The organism is Brucella sp. NBRC 14130 (assembly GCF_040371715.1).
Lineage (GTDB): Bacteria > Pseudomonadota > Alphaproteobacteria > Rhizobiales > Rhizobiaceae > Brucella > Brucella intermedia.
The window spans coordinates 21,727-40,218 of record NZ_BAABTE010000010.1 but is presented as its reverse complement, the minus strand read 5'-3'; the positions used below and the strand labels follow the sequence as shown (position 1 = coordinate 40,218).

Here is an 18,492-nt window from a genome sequence, read left to right as displayed (position 1 = left end):
TCCATGCCCGACATAAATGTCAAAAGTATTTGGAATTATAGCCTACTTTTCTTGATTGGCGAGATTGAGCAATTTCCCCAACCCGATTTACCAATAGGATTTTGCTCCATGTCATCCACCTCCACCCCTCGACAAAGCACGGAAAGGCTGCCCGTCGGGGCGCTGCTGGCCCTCGCCATGGCGGGCGTCATCACGCTCATGACCGAAGTCATGCCCGCTGGCCTTCTTCAACAGATCAGCCCCAGCCTCGGCATAACCGACAGCCTCGCTGGGCAGATGATATCCGTTTACGCTGCAGGCTCGTTTCTCACCGCCATTCCGCTCATCACTTTCACGCAAAAACTGCGCCGCCGCCCGCTTCTGCTCATGGCAATCGTCGGCTTCGCGGTGGTGAATGCCGTAACCGCCCTTTCCAACAGCTTCGCGCTGATGCTTATCGCCCGGTTCTGCGCCGGAATATCCGCAGGCCTGGTGTGGGCGTTGCTCGTTGGCTATGCAGCGCGGCTTGCGCCATCGCATCTTGCCGGACGTGCGATTGCCATTATCGGCATAAGCGCGCCGCTGGCCTTTTCCTTCGGCGTTCCGGCAGGCACATTTATCGGTGCGCTGGCCGGATGGCGGCTCGCTTTCGGATTGATGAGCCTTCTCGCGCTTGCCCTCGCCATCGTGATCCACTTCATCGTGCCGGACCTTCCCGGACAGAAGCAGGAACAGCGGTTTTCCGTGCCGGATACACTGCGCATACCGGGCGTGCTGAAGATACTCGGCATGACGCTGGCATTCGTGATCGCACATAATATCCTTTACACCTATGTGTCGCCGTTCCTGAGCCTTTCCGGCCTGTCGGCCCGCGCCGACATGGTGCTCTTCATTTTCGGCATTGCGGGAATTGCCGGTCTCTGGGTCGTCGGCACGTTCATCGACCGCAAGCTGTGGCCGATGATGCAGGGCAGCATCATCGTCGTTGCCGCCTGCGCCCTCGCCTTCGGGGTCTGGAACACCTCGCCGCTGATCGTCCTTGCCACCGCCGGCCTGTGGGGACTGATTTTTGGCGGCGTTCCAACGCTGCTTCAGACAGCGCTCGCCAAAGCTGCCGGCAGCGCGGCGGACGTGGCGCAAGCAATGCTCGTCACCTTCTGGAATCTCGCCATTGCCGCAGGGGGACTGATCGGCGGCCTTGTTCTCGGCGGTCTAGGCGCAGGCTATCTTCCCTGGGCTATGGCCGCATTTCTCGCGGTCACATGGCTGATTTCGCTTCAGTCACATGCCGTGGAACTTTCTGCTGAAACGCAGCCATAAGCCGGGAACGAGGGATATGGGCTCGGCAAATGCTGTACATGGAATGCCGGGCGTGGCTGGCTTCCAGCAGCTTCGTCCGCTCATGTCACCTCTTGCGCGCCACGATATAGGGGCGATTATCGGTGCCCCTCGCGGCGTGATGTTCAACGGCAAGGATATCGAAGCCCGCCGCAGATATTTGCTGGCTCAGTTCTGTCGCCCGGAAGACGCCCGCATAGGGCGCCTTGCCGATCAGGCGCATCGCGGGCAATGCAAGCCGGATAAGCGGGTTCATGTCGCCCACGCAAGGCGTCTTGGAAATGAACAAGCCTCCCGGCTCAAGCAAAGTGTGGATTGAGCGCAGCGTGCCCGACAGGTCGCGAACCAGATGGAGATAGTTGAAACCAAGAACCACGTTGAACCGTGCCGCCTCTGAGGCAAGCGCCTGCGCGGTCGCCCTTCGGAAGACGAGAGCCGGGACCGGGGAAGCGGCAAGCTTTTCGTTGGCTTTCGCGATCATTCCGGCAGAAAAATCTGTAGCTAGATAATGCTGAACAGCACCGGCAAGCTTAAGCGCTGTCGTTCCTGTTCCGCAGCCCAGTTCCAGCACCTTGTCGCTTGCACCAAACAAAGCCCGGGTCCGGTCCAGCGTGCGCTCATAGCCGATCTGGTCCGCGATCTTGCCCATGGCATATTTCCGCGATGTCCGATCCCAGAAACGCGCATCGCTTGCTGTGTTCATGAAGGGCCGCCTCCCAACCACCGTTGCACGCATGAATAGTGCAGAAATGTGATTGCGTGAAGAGGCGGCTCTCCGCGCCTTGGCTGATGAATGCTTCCAATCAGCCAAGGCTTTTCTGTCTGGCGCGACGCTGGACCAGATAGGTAGCAACGGTTGCAGCGAACAGCAGCAATGCCGTTGCCACCACGACAGCGACATAGGCATTCTCGAACGCTTGCGAAGCAAGCGTGGTCAGCGCGCTGGCGTCAGCGGCGGCCATTGATTGCGCTGCAAGCAGCGCCTCATCAAGGCTGTCGCGGACAACTGGAGGAATGCCTGAACCGGCTGGCAGAACAAGGCTCGCCGTATAGAAAGCCGACAGGATACTGCCGAAGATCGTGACGCCCAGAGCATTGCCAAGCTCGAACGAGACTTCCTCCACCGAAGCCGCCATCCCCGCTTTCTCGGCAGGCGCGCTCCCCATGATCGAGGATGATGCGCCGGTCATCGCGCAGCCGACGCCAAAGCCAAGGACGGCAAGCCCCGCCAGATAGAAGTGCGCCGAGATCCGATAGGTGAGGATGTAGATCATCACCCCGAGCGCCGTAACGCCGAGCGATATCCAGAGCACCTTGCCCGCACCGAAGCGCGGCAACATTGCGCCCGCAAGTGGCCCCGCAACGAAAGCTGCCAGCGGAATAGGCAGAATGGTCAGGCCCGCCTGGAGCGGTGTCATGCCTTCGATCAGCTGCATGCGCTGGCTGAAAACCAGTTCCATGCCGGTCATCGAACCCGACGCAACCAGAGCAGCAAACACGCCCAACGAGAACAGTCTCGTCCTGAACAGCGAGAAATCGATCAGTGGTTCAGCGCTTGCAAACTGTCTGCGGACGAAGATGGTCGTGGCAGCAAGGCCGATGACGAGCGCTGCCGCAAAAATGGACATGGAAGCATCGCGCTTTGCAAGTTCCTTGACGGCATAGGTGAGCGCGATCAGACCCACCATGATCTGGATCGACCCGACCAGGTCCCATTTGCGCTGTGAGCCGAGCGGACGGTTTTCAAGGTGGAAGGCCGAAAGCCCGAGCGCAACCAGAACAACCGGCACATTGATCAGAAAGACCGAACCCCACCAGAAATATTCCAGCAGAATGCCGCCCGCGACCGGACCGATGGCAGCGCCACCCGAAGCGATTGCCGCCCATATGCCGATGGCAAGCGAGCGTTCTTTCTCATCGGTGAACGTGAGGCGGATGATCGAAAGTGTGGCAGGCATCATCATGGCCGCACCGCAGGCAAGGAATGCGCGCGCCGCAATCAGAATTTCCGGATTTGGCGAATAGGCCGCACAGAGCGAGGCAAGGCCAAACACCGCAAGGCCGTTCATGAACATGCGCTTGTGGCCGAGCTTGTCTCCGAGCGTGCCGAGGCCCGGCAGCAGACCTGCCACCACCAGAGGGTAGATGTTCATGATCCAGAGCTTTTCCGAAGCGCTGGCCGCCAGATCATGGGTAAGACGCGGCAGGGCTGTGTAAAGCACCGTCATATCCACGACGATCAGGAACAAGGCGCTGGAAACAATTGCGAGAACAAGCCAGCGATTTTGCGGCAACATCGGTTCATACCTTTTCAATACGGTCGTATTCAAACTTGTCAGAGGTGCCGACGTAATATAAATCCGTCCGTATGGAAAGTAAGAAATTGCAAAAAACGGGTCGCCCGCGCTCGATCGACCGCGATCATGTGCTCGACATGGCCGAGAAGCTGGTTGAGGAAGGCGGCATCCTTGCGCTGACCATGGATGCGGTGGCGCAGGCCGCCGGTGTAACCAAGGGCGGCGTGCAATATTGCTTCGGCAACAAAGACGGGCTGATGAAAGCCATGATCGAACGGCTGGGCGACCGGTTCGACGATCAGGTGGCGGCACGCAAGCCGCATAAGAATGACGCGATCTCACACATAGCGGCCCATATCGCGGTGACACGCGAAAGCGACGCAGACGACGATTCGCGGTTTGCGGCGATGATGGCGAGCCTGATTCCCAACTCCCATTATCTCGAGGAAACCCGCGCCTGGTATCGCAAGCAATGGGACGGCCTTGATGTTTCGACGCCGGAAGGACGGCGGGCACGCTTGGCATTCATTGCCAATGAGGGCGCATTCTGGCTGAGAAGCTTCAACCTGTTCGAGCTGACACAGAAAGAATGGCAGTCGATCTTCAATGATATCGAAGACCTTCTTGGCGAGCATTCAAAAGGGCGCGAATAGGCTTCAACGGTGGATCGGAGCTGGCGCTCGCTCCATCATCGCTACCGGCAGGGACAAGAAATCTGTGCCATTAGGGCGCGGTTCTTTCCGCAAACCGTTCACAGTTTTCGAGATGCGCTCCGGCCTCAAGAAATCTTTTTTCTGTACTCTGTAGGACCCAACCCCGTATGACGTTTGAAATATTTACTTAAGTAAGAAGCATCTGAAAATTCAAGATCATGTGCAATTTGCTGCATTGACCTTTTTGGCTGCATCAACTGCTTCTTGATTTCCAGTATTACCTGCCGGTCGATCAGCGTTTTCGGGGCATCATTGAAGAATCTCTTGGTAAGTCGCGAGAGATAATAAGGTGTCACATTCAGGAGACCCGCATAAAAGGAGACTTCACGCTGATGTCTGCAATGCAGGAATATCAACTCCCAGAATTTCCAGCAGAGCGCTTCCTGCCTGCTGTAATCATTTTTCTCGGTAATATCGAAACCGGCGGCCTTATGCGAAAGCCACAGGAACAGATTCTGAAACTGATTGACCAGAATGGTTCTCTGATATTGCAGCGACTCTTCGTAAATGAAAGCGGTCATCTTCTCCCATACCGAGAGAAAACGAATGGTACGCTCATCGGCCTTGAAAAACGGATGCCGGCTTAGAAACAGAAACAACTCGTTTGGCAATCCATAAGCAATATCCGAGGCTATGGAGCGCTCTATCAGATAATAAGAGCAGGAAAAATGAGATGATCTATTGCTCACAGAAGCGATGCTATCGTCATAGAGAACCAGAAAATCGTCTTTTTGCATCTGGTAGCTGCGGAAATTTACATCGAATTCGGCCGAGCCATTCTGGCAAATGAGCAGCACAACATAACTCAATGACAATAGCTGGTTGTCGTCTTCTTCGAGCCGACCTTCCCCGATCCCGAATTCAACGCCTTCCGCGGGGCGCAAGGAGCAACCTGTTTTCATTTTGTCCATCATTGCAGCGCAATCGCTTCAGAAAAAGACCGTTTGTTTTCATTATTACCTGTTTCACCCGGTTCCTTCCATTGTCAACTTTTCCCTGTCTTCGTTAAAAGCCGGGGACAGCAACCCTCCATGGAAATGAGAAGAACCATGCTTGAAACCGAACGCCTTATCATGCGGCCATGGCAAGATAGCGATGCAGCCAGCCTGTATAAATATGCCAGCGATGATCGGGTGGGACCGATTGCCGGCTGGCCAGTTCACCAGAGTGAAGAAGAAAGTCTGGAAATTATCCGGACGGTGTTTTCGCATCCGGAAGTCTATGCCGTCACCCTGAAAGAGGACAATGTCGCCATCGGCATGGTGGGATTGCTGATCGGCAAGGACAGTAATTTCGATATTGCCGCCAATGAAGCAGAGGTTGCCTACTGGATCGGTGTCCCCTTCTGGGGAAAGGGCCTTATTCCGGAAGCTGTGAAGGAACTGATGCGCCATGCCTTCGAAGACCTGAAAATGGCGGCTCTGTGGTGTGGTTATTTCGCCGAAAACGAGCAATCCTTCAAAGCCCAGGCGAAATGTGGCTTTAAACATCACCACACGGAAGAGAAGCAGTTCAACCAGTTCATGAATGACCATCGCGTCGAACATATAAGCCGTATCGGCATGGATGAGTGGCTGGACTTACAGAAGTGAGTTTCGGTGCCTGTCGGTTCAACCAGGTTTTGTGTGGGGCTTTGCGGCCCCCTGCTCCTTTTTGGTTGCAGCGAATGCGAGCGACTATCCGGCTATTCTGCCCCTTTAAACGCAAAAAAACCCGCCGCTTGTGCGACGGGTTTTTATTTTTGGTTGCGGGGGCAGGATCTAATCTTCACTTGCTGCCCGAGCAAGTAAAGATGGTTGCGGGGACCGGCGTCGATCATAACTTGCAATCGACGCCGGCAAAGATGGTTGTGGTAGCATGCACCCATCTTAACTTGCTTTTCCGAACAGCGGCCTAGATGCCGATCCTTGCCAAGGTTGGGGTCGGGCGTTCGAATCGCCTCACCGCTCCAAATTTCCTAAATAATTCAGGGGACTAAGCAAAGACCGCCGAAAGGTGGCCTTTCCCTTTTCGGGTTGGTCAACACATGGTCAACACGGAATCGTCTTTCATCGGCAAGTAGAGACGACGTGGCGTTGCGACCACGCGTGATCTCATTCGTAGCAATGGCTGTGTCGTGTCGCATCGCTATGTGGCCTCCGAACTCCGACTGGCCTTTCCGATGAGCCAATCGTAGAAGGCGCTAACTTCAGATTGCCGCGCCGCTTTGAGCGCAGCGACGACATAGTATCCCATCCGACAGGCCAGCCGTGCTCGGGGATCGGCGAACGAGGCGACCGCATTCGATCTCCTGTGCAATGAAGACCTTGCGGACGAGGGCTAGGCCCAGGCCAGCGCCAGTATCAGGAAGACGATTCCGGCTACAGGGCCGCTCGCGCGGAAACGGGCAGAATGGCTTCTGCTGTCTCCATGCACGCTAGCGTATATCGACAGACTTCTTCCGGTTATGAGCGGCTATTTTATCTTTAGTGGCAAGTGTTGGCGCGCTGGACATCCTGCGCGCCAACACTTGCAAGTTCAGCGGACAATGATAGCTTCGATTTCGACTAGGGGCCCCTCGGCAAGCCGGCGACCTCCGGCACGTTCATTTCGAGGATCTCGGGACTTTCGAGGCCGTGCTTACGGCCGCTGATTACAGGATTCACTATTACGATCTCGGCGTGCATGACCTTTGGACGCTCGATCCGCCGCTTGCCGATCTGCTCGTCGTGCTCGGCGGCCCGGTGGGGGTGTATGAGACGGACGCCTATCTGTTCCTGGCCGAAGAACGGCAGATTCTGGAAGCACGGTTGAAGGTAGATCACCCGACCCTGAGCATTTGCCTTGGCGCGCAGCAGATCGCAGCGACGCTGGGGGCCACGGTCGCGCCATCGGGGATCAAGGAAAATCGGCTTTTCGGAGCTGACCTTGACCGATGCCGGGCGGGTTGGGCCGCTCAGGCATCTGGAAGGCGTCTCCGTGCTGCACTGGCACGGCGACGCCTTCCAAACCCCCTAAGACGCCGAGAATCTCGCGACGACGGCGCTTTGCGCGACGCAGGGCTTCGCGCTCGGCCGGAACGTCCTCGGCCTCCAGTTTCACCCTGAGATGGACGCCTGCGCCGACATCGAACGCTGGCTGGTCGGCCAAACGACGCCCTCCGCGTCGATCGCCACCTGCTCGCCGGTGATCTCCATCTGCGGCCCGACCGTGTTGCCGAAGCCGCCGAGGATGACCGAGACGAAAAGCGGTTCATCGCCTTGCACATGATGCAGGAGAGGATCGCACCAGACGCCAGACCAAAGAACACGAGAGCCATTCGGAGCAGCCAGACCTACCTTGAGAACGATCGGTATGTAACGCGCCGACAGATGGCGTCGAACTCCGTCAGCAAAGTGCGTTAGAGCTCGCGGAAGATTTCGAGGGCTTTTGCGGAATACATGATTGCTGGCCCCCCACCCATCTCGACGGTGACTTCAAGCATCTCAACCAGTTGAGCCTCCTCTGCTCCGTGCTGCTTTGCAGCTTCGACATGATAAAGAATGCAGTCTTCGCATCCCTTGCTGACGGCGATCGCCACGGCGACCAGTTCCTTCTGCGCCGGTGAAAAGCTGCCAGGCTGGGTCGCCTGCTTGCTGATCGCGCCAAACCCCTGTATCAGCAGCGGCGTGGATTTCGCGAAGGCGCCGAGACGTGCCTTTGCCAGACCGAGTTTATCCTTGATATTGTTCATGATGACCTCCTCACAAAATGAATGTGGACGAGCGAGCCTCGTAACATGTACAGTTTTCCGCCTATTGCAAAAACGCAGCCGGTGAACAGTCGAGAACCTCGTTTGCGCGCACAGCAAAGCGCCTCGCCAACGGGGCGTACTTCGCTGCTTCGGGATCAGCAGCGTTCCCCGCGCTGGCGCGGTCGACAACGCCGACAAAGATCACGGCAAACCGGAAGAGCGCGAATGCGACGTGGAAGGGTTGCGGCTGCGGAACATCGGGAAGGATCGTGCGGTAGAGCTGGAAAAACTCGCCGACCCTCGGGATGCCTTCGCCTCCATGACCGAGAATCCCGCCGTATTCGTCCGGCGACGTGAACCAGGGCATTGCTGCGAACGCGAGATCAGCCAGCGGATGGCCCGTCGTTGAAAGCTCCCAGTCAAGGACCGCCGCCACACGCGGCTCGCTGGGATGAAACATCATGTTGCCCAGCCGGAAGTCACCATGGGCGATGGACACCAGTCCATCATTCGGCGGCAGCACCGCAGCGATCCGTTCGGCGAGCCTACCCAGAATCGGGTCGTCTGAAAAACTCGACCCCTTCAATTGGGTGGTCCAGCGGTGGACCTGCCGCGCGAAGTAGTCGCCCGGACGGCCGTAATCGCCAAGGCCTATCTCCGAGGGACGGTAGCTGTGCATTTTCGCCATCGTCTCGGCCATCGAGCGATACATCGCGCGCCGCTCGACGGGCGACAGTCCCGGCAGGATGCAATCCGAAAAAACGCGCCCGTCCACTCGTTCCATGAGAAAGAAAGGCGTTCCGACGACATCGGTTTCCTCGTGGAAGAGGATCATCTTCGGAACCGGCACCTCCGTTGCGCCAAAAGCCTGCATCACGCGATATTCACGGTCGATCGCGTGGGCTCCGCGCAGGATTTCACCCGCCGGCTGCTTGCGCAGAACCATGCGTCGCCCACCGAAATCGACGAAGTAAGTCGGATTGGACTGTCCGCCGCCGATCCGCTGAAGGTCCATCGCTCCCGGACCAAATTGCGTTTCGAGGAATGTAGCAAGCCCCTTGGGGGTGGCGACCGCTACGCTTACATTGGCGCGACGATTGATGCGGACACGCTCGCCCTCCAGCCGGCCGTTGACCAGCGGATGCCGGACGGCCGTATCGCCCACGACCTTCAGCAGAATGTCGTTCAGCCCGGCGGAGCCAAGCTGGCCCTTGAGCTGCAGCACCTTGCTCATGTCGACGCTGATGATCTGCACGAAATGCGGGATCGTGGTCCAGCTGTTGCCGATATGGCTCTTCATCGCGCGCTGGTGTCGCCTTCAGGTATGGGCTCTTTTAACGCCCCCTCATGTTCCCCCTTGCCCCGGTTGGCTTCGGCTGTCGGGTCCGGCGCGCACCATAGTGAGCCCGTGTCAGGCTTTTTGCCGCCACGCTTTCTTCGCACCTCCACAATGAATGGTTTTGTTTGTCTCATTGTGCTTTATGCTCCGCTTCTGTTGGCAACGATTGCGTTTGATGCTTGCAATCGTCGCAAGGCCAGCGCAAATGCGCTCAGTGCGCTGCCGGTCAACATAAGGTCGATCGCCAGCAGCGCGCCGATGATCCACAGACTGTTGACCGGCCAGCCCGCAAGGACGATCAGTGAAACGAGCACTGTGGCGACGCCGGCGGCCACGAGCCACGGCCAACCCGAAACAGGGCGGATCGCCAGACCGGCGACAGTTCTGACAATGCCTGCGACGAGCATGCTGAGAGCCATCAGCAGTGTAAGGAAAGTGGATGCCAGGACCGGGTTCCAGAATGTCATCAGTGCGGCCACCACATAAAGCGCACCAACCAGGAGCAGCACGACAATTTGCCCCCAGCGTTTCATCTGAAACGCAAAGACGATATGCGCCGCACCCGCCAACAGCATCGTCGTACCGACAAAGAGGACGGAAACGATCGTGGCCAGCAAGAGGTTAAAGAGGGCAACAAGCGCTACCAGCGCGAGCAAGATACCTGCGCCCAGCAGCCACCGCCATCGCGACCGCAATAGTTGCCACTCGGTGGCGTCGAGGCCTGCGGTATAGAGGGTCATCATACGTATTCTCCTTCGATAATGACGTGAAGAAAGCTGCGCCGCGCTGTGTCAGTTTCCGCCGACGATCTTGCCTGCGAGGACAAACGGGCTGGAAAGGACCGCTCCGGCCGAATTGAACACAAACGCTCCGGCTTGCCTGATATTTCGGGGGTCGCCGGTTCCATCCCGGCCCGAGAGTTTCGGATAGAGCGCAGCAAGGCCAACGAACCGATTGTGTCTGAAGCTGTCGGAAGCCTCGATATCCGATATGTCGATCACCTGTACGTTCGCCTGACGCGTTGCCTCTATAACCTTCGGATCCGTCACATCGATCCTGCCCAGGCGCTGGCGTTCCGTGGATAGGAATTCCGAGACCTTGAGCGCCCTGTCATCCTTTGAGACAAGGATAGTCATGGGCGGATGGAGCGGCCCGATCACTGCCAGCTGCGCACCAAACACATCAACGTCGATATCGGGCGCCGCCAGCACCACATGCAGTCGCCGGATGACTGCGTCCTTACCGGTAAGCCGTAGCTGACGCACGGCTTCCGTCGTCAGCCATCCACCCATGCTGTGACCGACAAGCGTGATGAGACCCTGCGTCTCCTTGCGTGCGAGCATGCCGAGAAGATCCACCAACTGGTCGCGCGAGAAGGTGACAGCGTCCTTGTCGGCGACGTAGCCGCTCAGGGCACCTTCGGACGGCCAGGCAAACAGGATCGGAGTTGCATCGACACCGGCGTCCGCTGTCATCTGGGCCATACGATAGACGGCCTCGGTGAAATTGGTGTTGTAGCCATGCACGAACACGCCGAGGCTCGGCGGTTTGCCGTTGCGCTTGCGCGTTACCTCTGCCTCGAATGTCGGTGCGTCGAGATGCCGTTGCTCGACTGTCACGAAATCCGTGTCCGGGTTCGGGTTCGATTTCGGCCATTCCACATTGCCGGCCTTGTGGCCCGGTGGGATGGAGACCCTGTAGCGGATGTAGCTGACCTCGCGGGTCCGGTCCGACCTGTAGACACCGTTCTCGTCGCGCTTTCGCGTGGTCGCCACGTAGATGGTCGTGAGCTTCGCACCCGGAACGGTTTCGGCGGTTTGGGCAAGCAGTTCCGGTCCGGGGCGGCCGGCACAGCCTGCAAGCAGGCTGGTTAGAAGAAGTAGCGTAAGGCGAAGACCGAATTCTCGCATTGACTGAACCGATTTGTGAGAGGCGTTGGAACCATCGCGCCTCTCGGTACGACAGAGTTTGTTCTGCCGCCGAGCGAGCGACGACCTCGATGTAGTTTGCCCGCAGCCAGCCTTCTGGCTAGGCCGTGATGTGGAAACCGTTATCGGCGTAGATCATCGGCCCCGACAGAGGCGTTGCCGCCTTGCTCCCAGGATGCGGCGATACGCCCGACCTCTGCGATATTCACCAGGCGCCGCGATGGTGTGCTCTCGCGCACCGTGTCGATGAGCTCGTCGAAACGCTCGATACCCGAGGCTGCCCTGACCGCGATAGGCACGGTAGAAGGGCTTGGGCGCCATGGTGTCAAAGACGGCCTTGATCTGGCCCTCAATGCGAACGCCGGGCAGGAACAGCAAAGCGCCCAGTGCATCGGCGACCGGGCGCACGAACGGGACAGCCTTGTCGTTGAGGTAGGTGACCGCCAGATCGGCGCCAGCGGCCCTGAACGCGGCCGCACAGCCGGCAGCGATGGAGGAGTCGTTGGCGATGCCGACGACGAGGCCGCGTTTTCCGAACAGTCAACGATCGCAGCCATCACTCAGCCTCCCGAAATTCTTAAGGCCTCAGTGGCGATTACCTGCTCCTCATCGGTCGGGATCACAAGGACGGTGAGACGACTGGCTGGACTGCTGATGACCGGGCGGCTTCCCGCGTTTGCTTCAGGGTCGAGGTCGATGCCGAGCCACATCAGCCGCGTGCAGATATCGGCCCTGATTGCCGGCTGGTGCTCGCCGATGCCGGCCGTGAACACCAACGTGTCAAGACCGCCGAGGGTCGTGCCAAGCCGGGCGATCTCGCCGGCGATCCTGAAGGTGAATAGCTCGATTGCTTCCTTGGCTTGGTTTTCATCGCTTTCCAGGAGCACGCGGCTGTCGGCGCTGATGCCGGAAACGCCCAGCAGACCGGAACGGTGATAGAGGAGATCCTCGATTTCGCCGAGATCGCGACCGGTCTTCGCCAGGTGAATGACCACGCCGGCATCGAGCGCCCCGCAGCGCGTCGCCATCGGCACGCCGTCCAGCGTCGAAAAACCCATGGTGGTGTCGCGGCTGACGCAGTTGTGCATCGCGCAAAGGCTTGCGCCGGAGCCGAGATGGGCGACGACGACCTTGCCCGGCGCCTGCTCTGGCCAGTTCTTGAGAAGCTGGTTGGCGATCGATCGATAAGAAAGGCCGTGGAAGCCGTAGCGTTTGATGCCCTCTTGGTAGAGCTGCCTCGGCAGTGCGAAGCGGCGTACCGTCTCGGCTTGCGTGCGATGGAAAGCCGTGTCGAAGGAGGTGGTCTGCCTGATTTCCGGGCGAAGGCGTGCGATCGCCCGGACAAGGCGCAGCGCCTGCGGCTGATGGAGCGGCGCGAGCGGTATGAGCGCTTCCATCTGCGCCATCGCCTGATCGTCGATCAGCACCGGCCCGTCAAACAGGTCGCCGCCGTGCACGACGCGGTGGCCGATAGCGACGATACCCGACAGATCGTAATGCCATGACAGCCGGTCGAAGGCTTCACGCAAAACCTCGTCCAGCTCTTCTTCTGCTTTGGCTTCCAGTTCGACATCGAAGCGATCCGGCCCTTCGGAAAGCTCGAAGCGCAATGGCGCCTTGCGGAAATCGATCATTCCCTTGCCGATGCGCGTGAGCCCCCCGTCTTCTACGGCGAACAGGCCTATCTTGACCGTGGAGGAGCCGGCATTGAAGGTGACAAGGAGTTGCTCGCTCATATCGTGGCTCCCGTGCCGGGTATCTGGTTGCGGGCCACGAGCAGTCTTGCGAGCGTTGCCGAAGCGATACGCGCCGAAAGGGGATCGGAGCGGCTGGTCAGCACGATCGGCACACGGGCACCAAGCACGATGCCGGCCGCGGTCGCCCCTGCGAAATAGATCAGTTGCTTGGCCAGCATGTTGCCAGCCTCGAGGTCCGGCACGAGCAGGATGTCGGCCTCACCCGCGACCGTGGAGACGATGCCCTTCGTCTTCGCCGCATCCAAGTCGATGGCATTGTCGAAGGCAAGCGGGCCATCGACACGCCCGCCCGTGATCTGACCGCGCGCCGCCATGACCGTCAGCGCGGCGGCGTCGAGAGTGGACGGCATCTTCGCGTTGACGGTTTCGACCGCTGCGAGCACCGCCACGCGGGGCTCATCGACGCCGAGAGCCCGAAGAAGGTCGATCGCGTTCTGGCAGATGTCGCGTTTCTGGTCGAGTGTCGGCTGGATGTTGATCGCGGCATCGGTGACGATCAGCGGCTTGTCGTAGGCTGGGACGTCGAACGCGAAGACGTGGCTGATGCGCCGCTCCGTCCTGAGACCGGACCCGGTGGCGATGACGGCGCCGAGAAGCTCGTCGGTATGCAGGCTTCCCTTGACCAGAACCGATACCGCACCGCCGACCGCAAGTTCGACCGCGCGCGCGGCTGCGGCATGACTATGGGGAACATCCTCGATCGCCATGTCGCCGAGATCAATCCCTGCGGCTTCGGCGGCGGCGCGAATCTTCGCTTCCGGCCCGACCAGCAGCGGCTCGAACAGGCCCTTTTGGCGGACCTCGACCGCAGCCAGGATTGCTCCGGCAGAGCATGGGTGAACGATTGCCGCTCGAACCGGGGGCAGCCCGCGGGCTTCCGCGACAAAGCCTTCATAGCGGCTTGCACGTTTCGTATTCGGCAATGCGACGGAGGACGCCGCCTCGGTCCATTCGATCGACTTGCCGGGCGCAATCACCATGGCCGTGCCGGTCAGGACATCTTCGGCTTTTTGATTGGAGCAGATCGTCTCCAGTGCAACCGTGCGATTATCCGGGTATTTCTGCACCACCCGCACGGTGGCCGTGATCGTGTCGCCGTCGACGACCGGCTTCACGAAGCGGAAATCCTGTCCCAGATAGATCGTCCCAGGGCCCGGAAGCCTTGTGCCGATCACGCGCGAAACCAGCGCTCCTGTCCAAAGCCCGTTGGCAACAATATCGTTGAAGAGGGTCGTTGCCTTCGCTGCCGCGTCACCCGGAGCCGGCCTGTTGCCGCCAGCCATCGCCGCCAGCAGATCGATGTCGTAATCCCCTGCGACCCGTGTGAGGCTTGCGGTATCGCCGACCTGTAAATCGGCGAAGGTATGATTTGTCAGCAAGCTGTCGGTCATCACCCTCTCACTTCTGGAATACGTAGGCGCCGGGCGCCTCGGCGATGGCAGGAAAGCCCTTGTCGGCGACGCCGAGTGAAGGCGGGGCAACACGATCCTTGCCTGAGTGTGCGGCAAGCCACGGCAGCCAGGCCTCCCACCAGGAACCGTCCCGGGTCTCAGTCTCTGCTGCCCATTCGTCGGGGCCAAGGCAGATGTCGATTGCCAGCCTGGTCGCGATGCGATAGCGGCGGCCGCGATGGCCTGGCTCGCTGACGATGCCTGCGTTGTGCCCGCCGCTGGTCAGAACGAAGGTAACATCGGTATCGGCTAGCTGGTGGATCTTGTAGACCGATCTCCATGGTGCGACATGATCGCGTTCCGTTCCCACGACGAACATCGGCACACGGATGTTCTGCAGCGCCGCCGGGCGGCCATCGACCATGAAGCGGCCGGCTGCAAGCTCGTTGTCGAGGTAGAGGCGTTGAAGATATTCGGCATGCATCCGGTAGGGCATGCGCGTGGAGTCGGCATTCCACGCCATAAGGTCGTTCATCGGTGTGCGTTCGCCCATGAGATAGTCGTGGACCAGTCGCGACCAGACGAGGTCGTTGCTCTTCAGGATCTGAAAGGCCCCCGCCATCTGGTCAGCCGACAGATATCCGCGATCCCACATCATGCTTTCGAGGAAATGCATCTGGCTCGGGTCGATGAAGAGCGCCAGTTCGCCGGGTTCGGAAAAATCCGTCTGGGCCGCGAAAAGGGTGAGCGTGGCCAGCCTGTCGTCGCCGGCGCGCGCCATCGCAGCCGCCGCGATCGCGAGAAGCGTGCCACCCAGGCAATAGCCCGTCGCGTGGATCTTGCTGTCGGGAACGATCGCCGCGATCGCATCGAGCGCGGCCATGATGCCCATTCGGCGATAATCGTCCAGCGTGAGATCGCGATCCTCTGCCCCAGGGTTTCGCCAGGAAACGGCAAAGACCGTGTGTCCCTGCCCGACCAGATAGCGTACCAGGGAGTTCTCCGGAGAGAGGTCGAGGATGTAGTATTTCATGATCCAGGCCGGCACGATCAGCACCGGTTCCGCCACCACGGTGTCGGTCGCGGGGCTGTATTGGATCAGTTCGATCAGATGGTTTCGGTAGATGACCTTGCCGGGAGTGACGGCGACATTCCGGCCCGGCACGAACTCTTCCGCGCCCGCGGGCGGGCGGCCGCCGGCAAGCCTGCTCACGTCTTCGAACCAGTTCTGAAACCCCGCGAGGAAGTTGACCCCTCCCGTGGCGAGGGTTTTGTTGATGACCTCGGGATTGGTGAAAGGGTTGTTGGACGGCGAGAACATGTCGAGCACTTCCCGCGCGGCGAAGGAGACCACGTCCTCGTGGTGGGGAGCGACGCCCGGCACCTCCCGCGTCGCATTATGCCACCACTGCTGGGCGAGCAGGAGCGCCTGGGCATAGGCCGCATAGGGCTGTTCCTTCCACGCCTCCCCGGTGAAGCGGTAGTCGCCCGGCAAGGGCTCGATGCAGGATGGAGTGTCGTCATGGACACTGGCGGCGCAGAGATAGCCCGACAGCCTAGCGCTTTTCCGCACGGCCTTGTCGGCGAGTTCCAGACGCTTTCCAGGCGCCGAGGCCAGATGGATCGACCAGTCGAACAAGGTCAGCGCGAGCGCCGCCGGGGAAAGCCCGCCGGTCATCCGCGCGCTCAGCGCCTCGCGCATCCGATCGATGGCGCGGTAGGTTTCCGTGTCGAAAGTGCCGTGAGGGGCCTCCGCCGCCTTGATGTCTCGCCGGCTCAAATCATTCATTGCGGCTCTCGACTGATCGGCACGGCGGTCGTCATGGTTTGACATCCCTTGTCTTCGTTCATGATGAACTCGACGACCTGGGAGACCAGAGCCGTCAGTTCACGATCATTTCCGCCACTCTGCAGGGCTGGCGTACCGATGACGTGACGAAGGATGCTGACCCCGGCCAGGAACGCGGCGACCATGGACGCGCGCTGCTCGGACATGAGCGGGCATTTGGAAGCGAACGGCTTGACGAACCCGTCGTCGATGAGCTCGCGAAAAACCCGCGAGGCCTCGGGGCTGGAAAAGGATCGAGCGAGAATGTCAAAAGGCCGGATTTCGTTGGCGCCCTTCTCGGCGAGGATGTCTTGCGCCAGCGTCATATGCAACTCGCTCGGCTCACCGACCAGCCAGACCTCCGGCTGAATCATCGCCTTGACAGCTGCCCGGAACAGCTTCTCCTTTGAACCGAAGGAACGATGAACATAGGCCATGTCGACGCCGACATCGGCGGCAATGTCCCGCAGCCCGGTTTCCTCATAGGAGTGGGTGGAGAAGCGAAGTATCGCGGCTTTCAGGATGCGCTCACGGGTGGTGTCTTCCGGGACGGGCCGGATCATTCGGTTGGGCATGATCTCTCCAGATTGACGGTAAGAAGGTTTATCGGCATAAAGATACCAGGTCAACCATTGATGACTGGCTGTTCCCGAACGCTGGGAAGAACGCTTTGTTCCGCTCCATCCAGGCGTCCGGAAGAGTATTCATTCAGTTGAGGCGCCAAACTTACAATAGCTACCTCATGGGCAGCGCTTCACGCGTCTGGCCGCCGTCTATCATATTTCGCGCAATGTCAGGTCAAGATGCAAGTTGATGCCTTTTACACATTTACTATAGCGGTTGTACTTCTGCTGGCGGGTAAGATCGTGATTTTGAACACGCCGGTCCTGCAGAAGTATTCGATACCGGAGCCCGTTATCGGAGGGCTCGTGTGCACTATCGTCGTCGCCCTCGTCTATGCGGCATTTGAACGAAAAATCATCTTCGATCTTGGAATGCGTGACGTCCTGCTGCTGCTGTTCTTCGCCGGCATCGGACTGAAGGCGGATATCAAGACATTGATGACCGGCGGCCGCCCTCTAGCCATCCTGCTTTCGCTCGCGATCGTCTTCATGCTGATTCAGAACGTTGCCGGCATGAGCATGGCCTCTCTTTTCGGCCTTGAACCCCGGGCCGGCCTGATGGTGGGATCGATCTCGCTCACGGGCGGCATTGGCACCACTTTGGCCTGGGCGCCGATTTTCGTCGAACGGCTTGGTATCGCCAACGCGATGGAATTGGGCGTCGCGGGCAACACAATCGGCCTGATTGCAGCCTGCATGATCGGCGGTCCGGTCGCCGCGTTCCTGATAAAGCGTCACCGCATCATCGCCACCCACGAAGCGGACCTCGATATAGGCTCCTCCAATGACGGACGGCAATCCAGGCTCGATTATTTCTGTGTTCTCTGGGCGATCCTCGCGCTGAATCTGGCGCTCATCCTCGGCCTCGGCATCAGCCGCGTGCTGGCGCTTACCGGGCTCAATCTTCCAGCTTTCGTGAGCTGCCTGCTCGCAGGCATCCTGATCCGCAATCTCCTGCCGATCGCCGTGAGCTCCAGAGTGCTGCGACTATGGCCAGGCGTCGAGGACGGGCTTGCGCTCGTTTCGGACCTGGCGCTCGGCCTGTTCCTGACAATGGCGCTGATGGGCCTGCAACTGTGGCAGCTTGACGGCGTGTTCGTATTTGTTGCCTGCACTATGGCCGTTCAGATAGCCCTCGCCGTCATGTTCACGATGGCCATCGTCTTCCGGCTGATGGGAAGCGATTATGAAGCCGTGGTCATGTCGGCCGGCTTCGGAGGGATCGCACTCGGGTCCACCGCGACCGCGATCGCCAATATGACGGCGGTGACACAGCAATATGGCGCAGCCCATCGCGCCTTCATCGTCGTGCCGCTGGTATGCGGGTTTTTTATCGATATCGTCAACGCCCTGATCATCTCGGCCTTTGTGGGGTGATGACATGCTCGCCGACTTGCCGAATCGCAGCCCCCTACTTGACCCAGAATGGACAGGTCGGGATCATGCGCTCGATCATCGGTTAACGACAAGGTCGGCCGGCCCATTGACATCAAGGTCATCAACTGATGATATGCTCCGAATTTTCGGACATGCGGTGACGATACTGGGGCAAGCAGCAGTTCTTCACGCAAATACTCGGGTTGCATA

Annotated in this window: 17 protein-coding genes and 1 pseudogene; 5 read left to right on the top strand and 13 right to left on the bottom strand. The window is 59.4% G+C overall.

The window, feature by feature from the left end; translation table 11 throughout:
- The first annotated feature begins 108 nt into the window (after positions 1-108).
- Positions 109-1,299, top strand: a complete 1,191-nt coding sequence (locus tag ABWW28_RS19195) for an MFS transporter (RefSeq protein ID WP_247886276.1) — start codon at positions 109-111, stop codon at positions 1,297-1,299.
- Between the two features lie 85 nt (positions 1,300-1,384).
- Here the strand turns inward: ABWW28_RS19195 and ABWW28_RS19190 are convergent, their stop codons facing one another.
- Both ABWW28_RS19190 and ABWW28_RS19185 read right to left on the bottom strand, forming a co-directional pair.
- Positions 1,385-2,020: a class I SAM-dependent methyltransferase gene (locus ABWW28_RS19190; RefSeq protein WP_176588551.1), complete on the bottom strand. Its 636-nt coding sequence runs from the start codon at positions 2,018-2,020 to the stop codon at positions 1,385-1,387.
- Positions 2,021-2,120: 100 nt separating this feature from the next.
- The gene (locus tag ABWW28_RS19185; RefSeq protein WP_113341970.1) at positions 2,121-3,614 is read right to left on the bottom strand and encodes an MFS transporter; all 1,494 of its coding nucleotides are present in this window, start codon (positions 3,612-3,614) and stop codon (positions 2,121-2,123) included.
- An 86-nt stretch (positions 3,615-3,700) separates the two neighbouring features.
- On the opposite strand from ABWW28_RS19185, the gene ABWW28_RS19180 reads away from it, so the two are divergent.
- Positions 3,701-4,267: a TetR/AcrR family transcriptional regulator gene (locus ABWW28_RS19180; protein ID WP_247886275.1), complete on the top strand. Its 567-nt coding sequence runs from the start codon at positions 3,701-3,703 to the stop codon at positions 4,265-4,267.
- 125 nt (positions 4,268-4,392) lie between these two features.
- Here ABWW28_RS19180 and ABWW28_RS19175 read toward each other — a convergent pair whose 3' ends face one another.
- Complete coding sequence (locus ABWW28_RS19175) at positions 4,393-5,241, bottom strand: helix-turn-helix domain-containing protein (RefSeq protein WP_176588549.1); 849 nt, start codon at positions 5,239-5,241, stop codon at positions 4,393-4,395.
- Positions 5,242-5,376: 135 nt separating this feature from the next.
- On the opposite strand from ABWW28_RS19175, the gene ABWW28_RS19170 reads away from it, so the two are divergent.
- Together ABWW28_RS19170 and ABWW28_RS19165 are read left to right on the top strand one after the other, a co-directional pair.
- Entirely contained in the window at positions 5,377-5,919 is a 543-nt protein-coding gene (locus tag ABWW28_RS19170) for a GNAT family N-acetyltransferase (protein WP_121994924.1), read from the top strand.
- Between the two features lie 1,023 nt (positions 5,920-6,942).
- On the top strand, positions 6,943-7,413 hold the full coding sequence (locus ABWW28_RS19165) for a glutamine amidotransferase-related protein (protein ID WP_247880745.1): 471 nt from the start codon (positions 6,943-6,945) through the stop codon (positions 7,411-7,413).
- Between the two features lie 45 nt (positions 7,414-7,458).
- Here the strand turns inward: ABWW28_RS19165 and ABWW28_RS19160 are convergent.
- The 10 genes and pseudogenes from ABWW28_RS19160 to ABWW28_RS19115 form a co-directional block, all read right to left on the bottom strand.
- Positions 7,459-7,601: pseudogene (locus ABWW28_RS19160) on the bottom strand (NAD(P)(+) transhydrogenase (Re/Si-specific) subunit beta); the annotation flags it as partial.
- Positions 7,602-7,706: 105 nt separating this feature from the next.
- Positions 7,707-8,039, bottom strand: a complete 333-nt coding sequence (locus tag ABWW28_RS19155) for a carboxymuconolactone decarboxylase family protein (RefSeq protein WP_151683242.1) — start codon at positions 8,037-8,039, stop codon at positions 7,707-7,709.
- 61 nt (positions 8,040-8,100) lie between these two features.
- Entirely contained in the window at positions 8,101-9,339 is a 1,239-nt protein-coding gene (locus tag ABWW28_RS19150; protein ID WP_353391779.1) for a phosphotransferase, read from the bottom strand.
- A 179-nt stretch (positions 9,340-9,518) separates the two neighbouring features.
- Positions 9,519-10,121 (bottom strand): HdeD family acid-resistance protein, encoded by a 603-nt coding sequence (locus tag ABWW28_RS19145; protein WP_151683238.1) that lies wholly within the window; start codon positions 10,119-10,121, stop codon positions 9,519-9,521.
- Positions 10,122-10,169: 48 nt separating this feature from the next.
- Positions 10,170-11,288, bottom strand: a complete 1,119-nt coding sequence (locus ABWW28_RS19140; protein WP_112830863.1) for an alpha/beta hydrolase — start codon at positions 11,286-11,288, stop codon at positions 10,170-10,172.
- 153 nt (positions 11,289-11,441) lie between these two features.
- Positions 11,442-11,798, bottom strand: a complete 357-nt coding sequence (locus tag ABWW28_RS19135; protein WP_425598299.1) for a hypothetical protein — start codon at positions 11,796-11,798, stop codon at positions 11,442-11,444.
- 68 nt (positions 11,799-11,866) lie between these two features.
- The gene (locus tag ABWW28_RS19130; RefSeq protein WP_112830864.1) at positions 11,867-13,042 is read right to left on the bottom strand and encodes an acetate/propionate family kinase; all 1,176 of its coding nucleotides are present in this window, start codon (positions 13,040-13,042) and stop codon (positions 11,867-11,869) included.
- Positions 13,039-14,454, bottom strand: a complete 1,416-nt coding sequence (locus ABWW28_RS19125) for a bifunctional enoyl-CoA hydratase/phosphate acetyltransferase (protein WP_112830865.1) — start codon at positions 14,452-14,454, stop codon at positions 13,039-13,041. The genes ABWW28_RS19130 and ABWW28_RS19125 overlap by 4 nt, the downstream gene beginning before the upstream one ends.
- A 7-nt stretch (positions 14,455-14,461) precedes the next feature.
- A complete protein-coding gene (locus tag ABWW28_RS19120; protein ID WP_112830866.1) occupies positions 14,462-16,243 on the bottom strand; it encodes a PHA/PHB synthase family protein in 1,782 nt (593 codons plus the stop codon).
- Positions 16,240-16,911 (bottom strand): TetR/AcrR family transcriptional regulator, encoded by a 672-nt coding sequence (locus ABWW28_RS19115; protein WP_353391775.1) that lies wholly within the window; start codon positions 16,909-16,911, stop codon positions 16,240-16,242. Before ABWW28_RS19115 ends, ABWW28_RS19120 begins: the two co-directional genes overlap by 4 nt.
- Positions 16,912-17,085: 174 nt before the next feature.
- Between ABWW28_RS19115 and gltS the strand changes: the two genes are divergently transcribed.
- Complete coding sequence (gene gltS, locus ABWW28_RS19110) at positions 17,086-18,282, top strand: sodium/glutamate symporter (RefSeq protein ID WP_112830868.1); 1,197 nt, start codon at positions 17,086-17,088, stop codon at positions 18,280-18,282.
- Positions 18,283-18,492 lie beyond the last annotated feature (210 nt).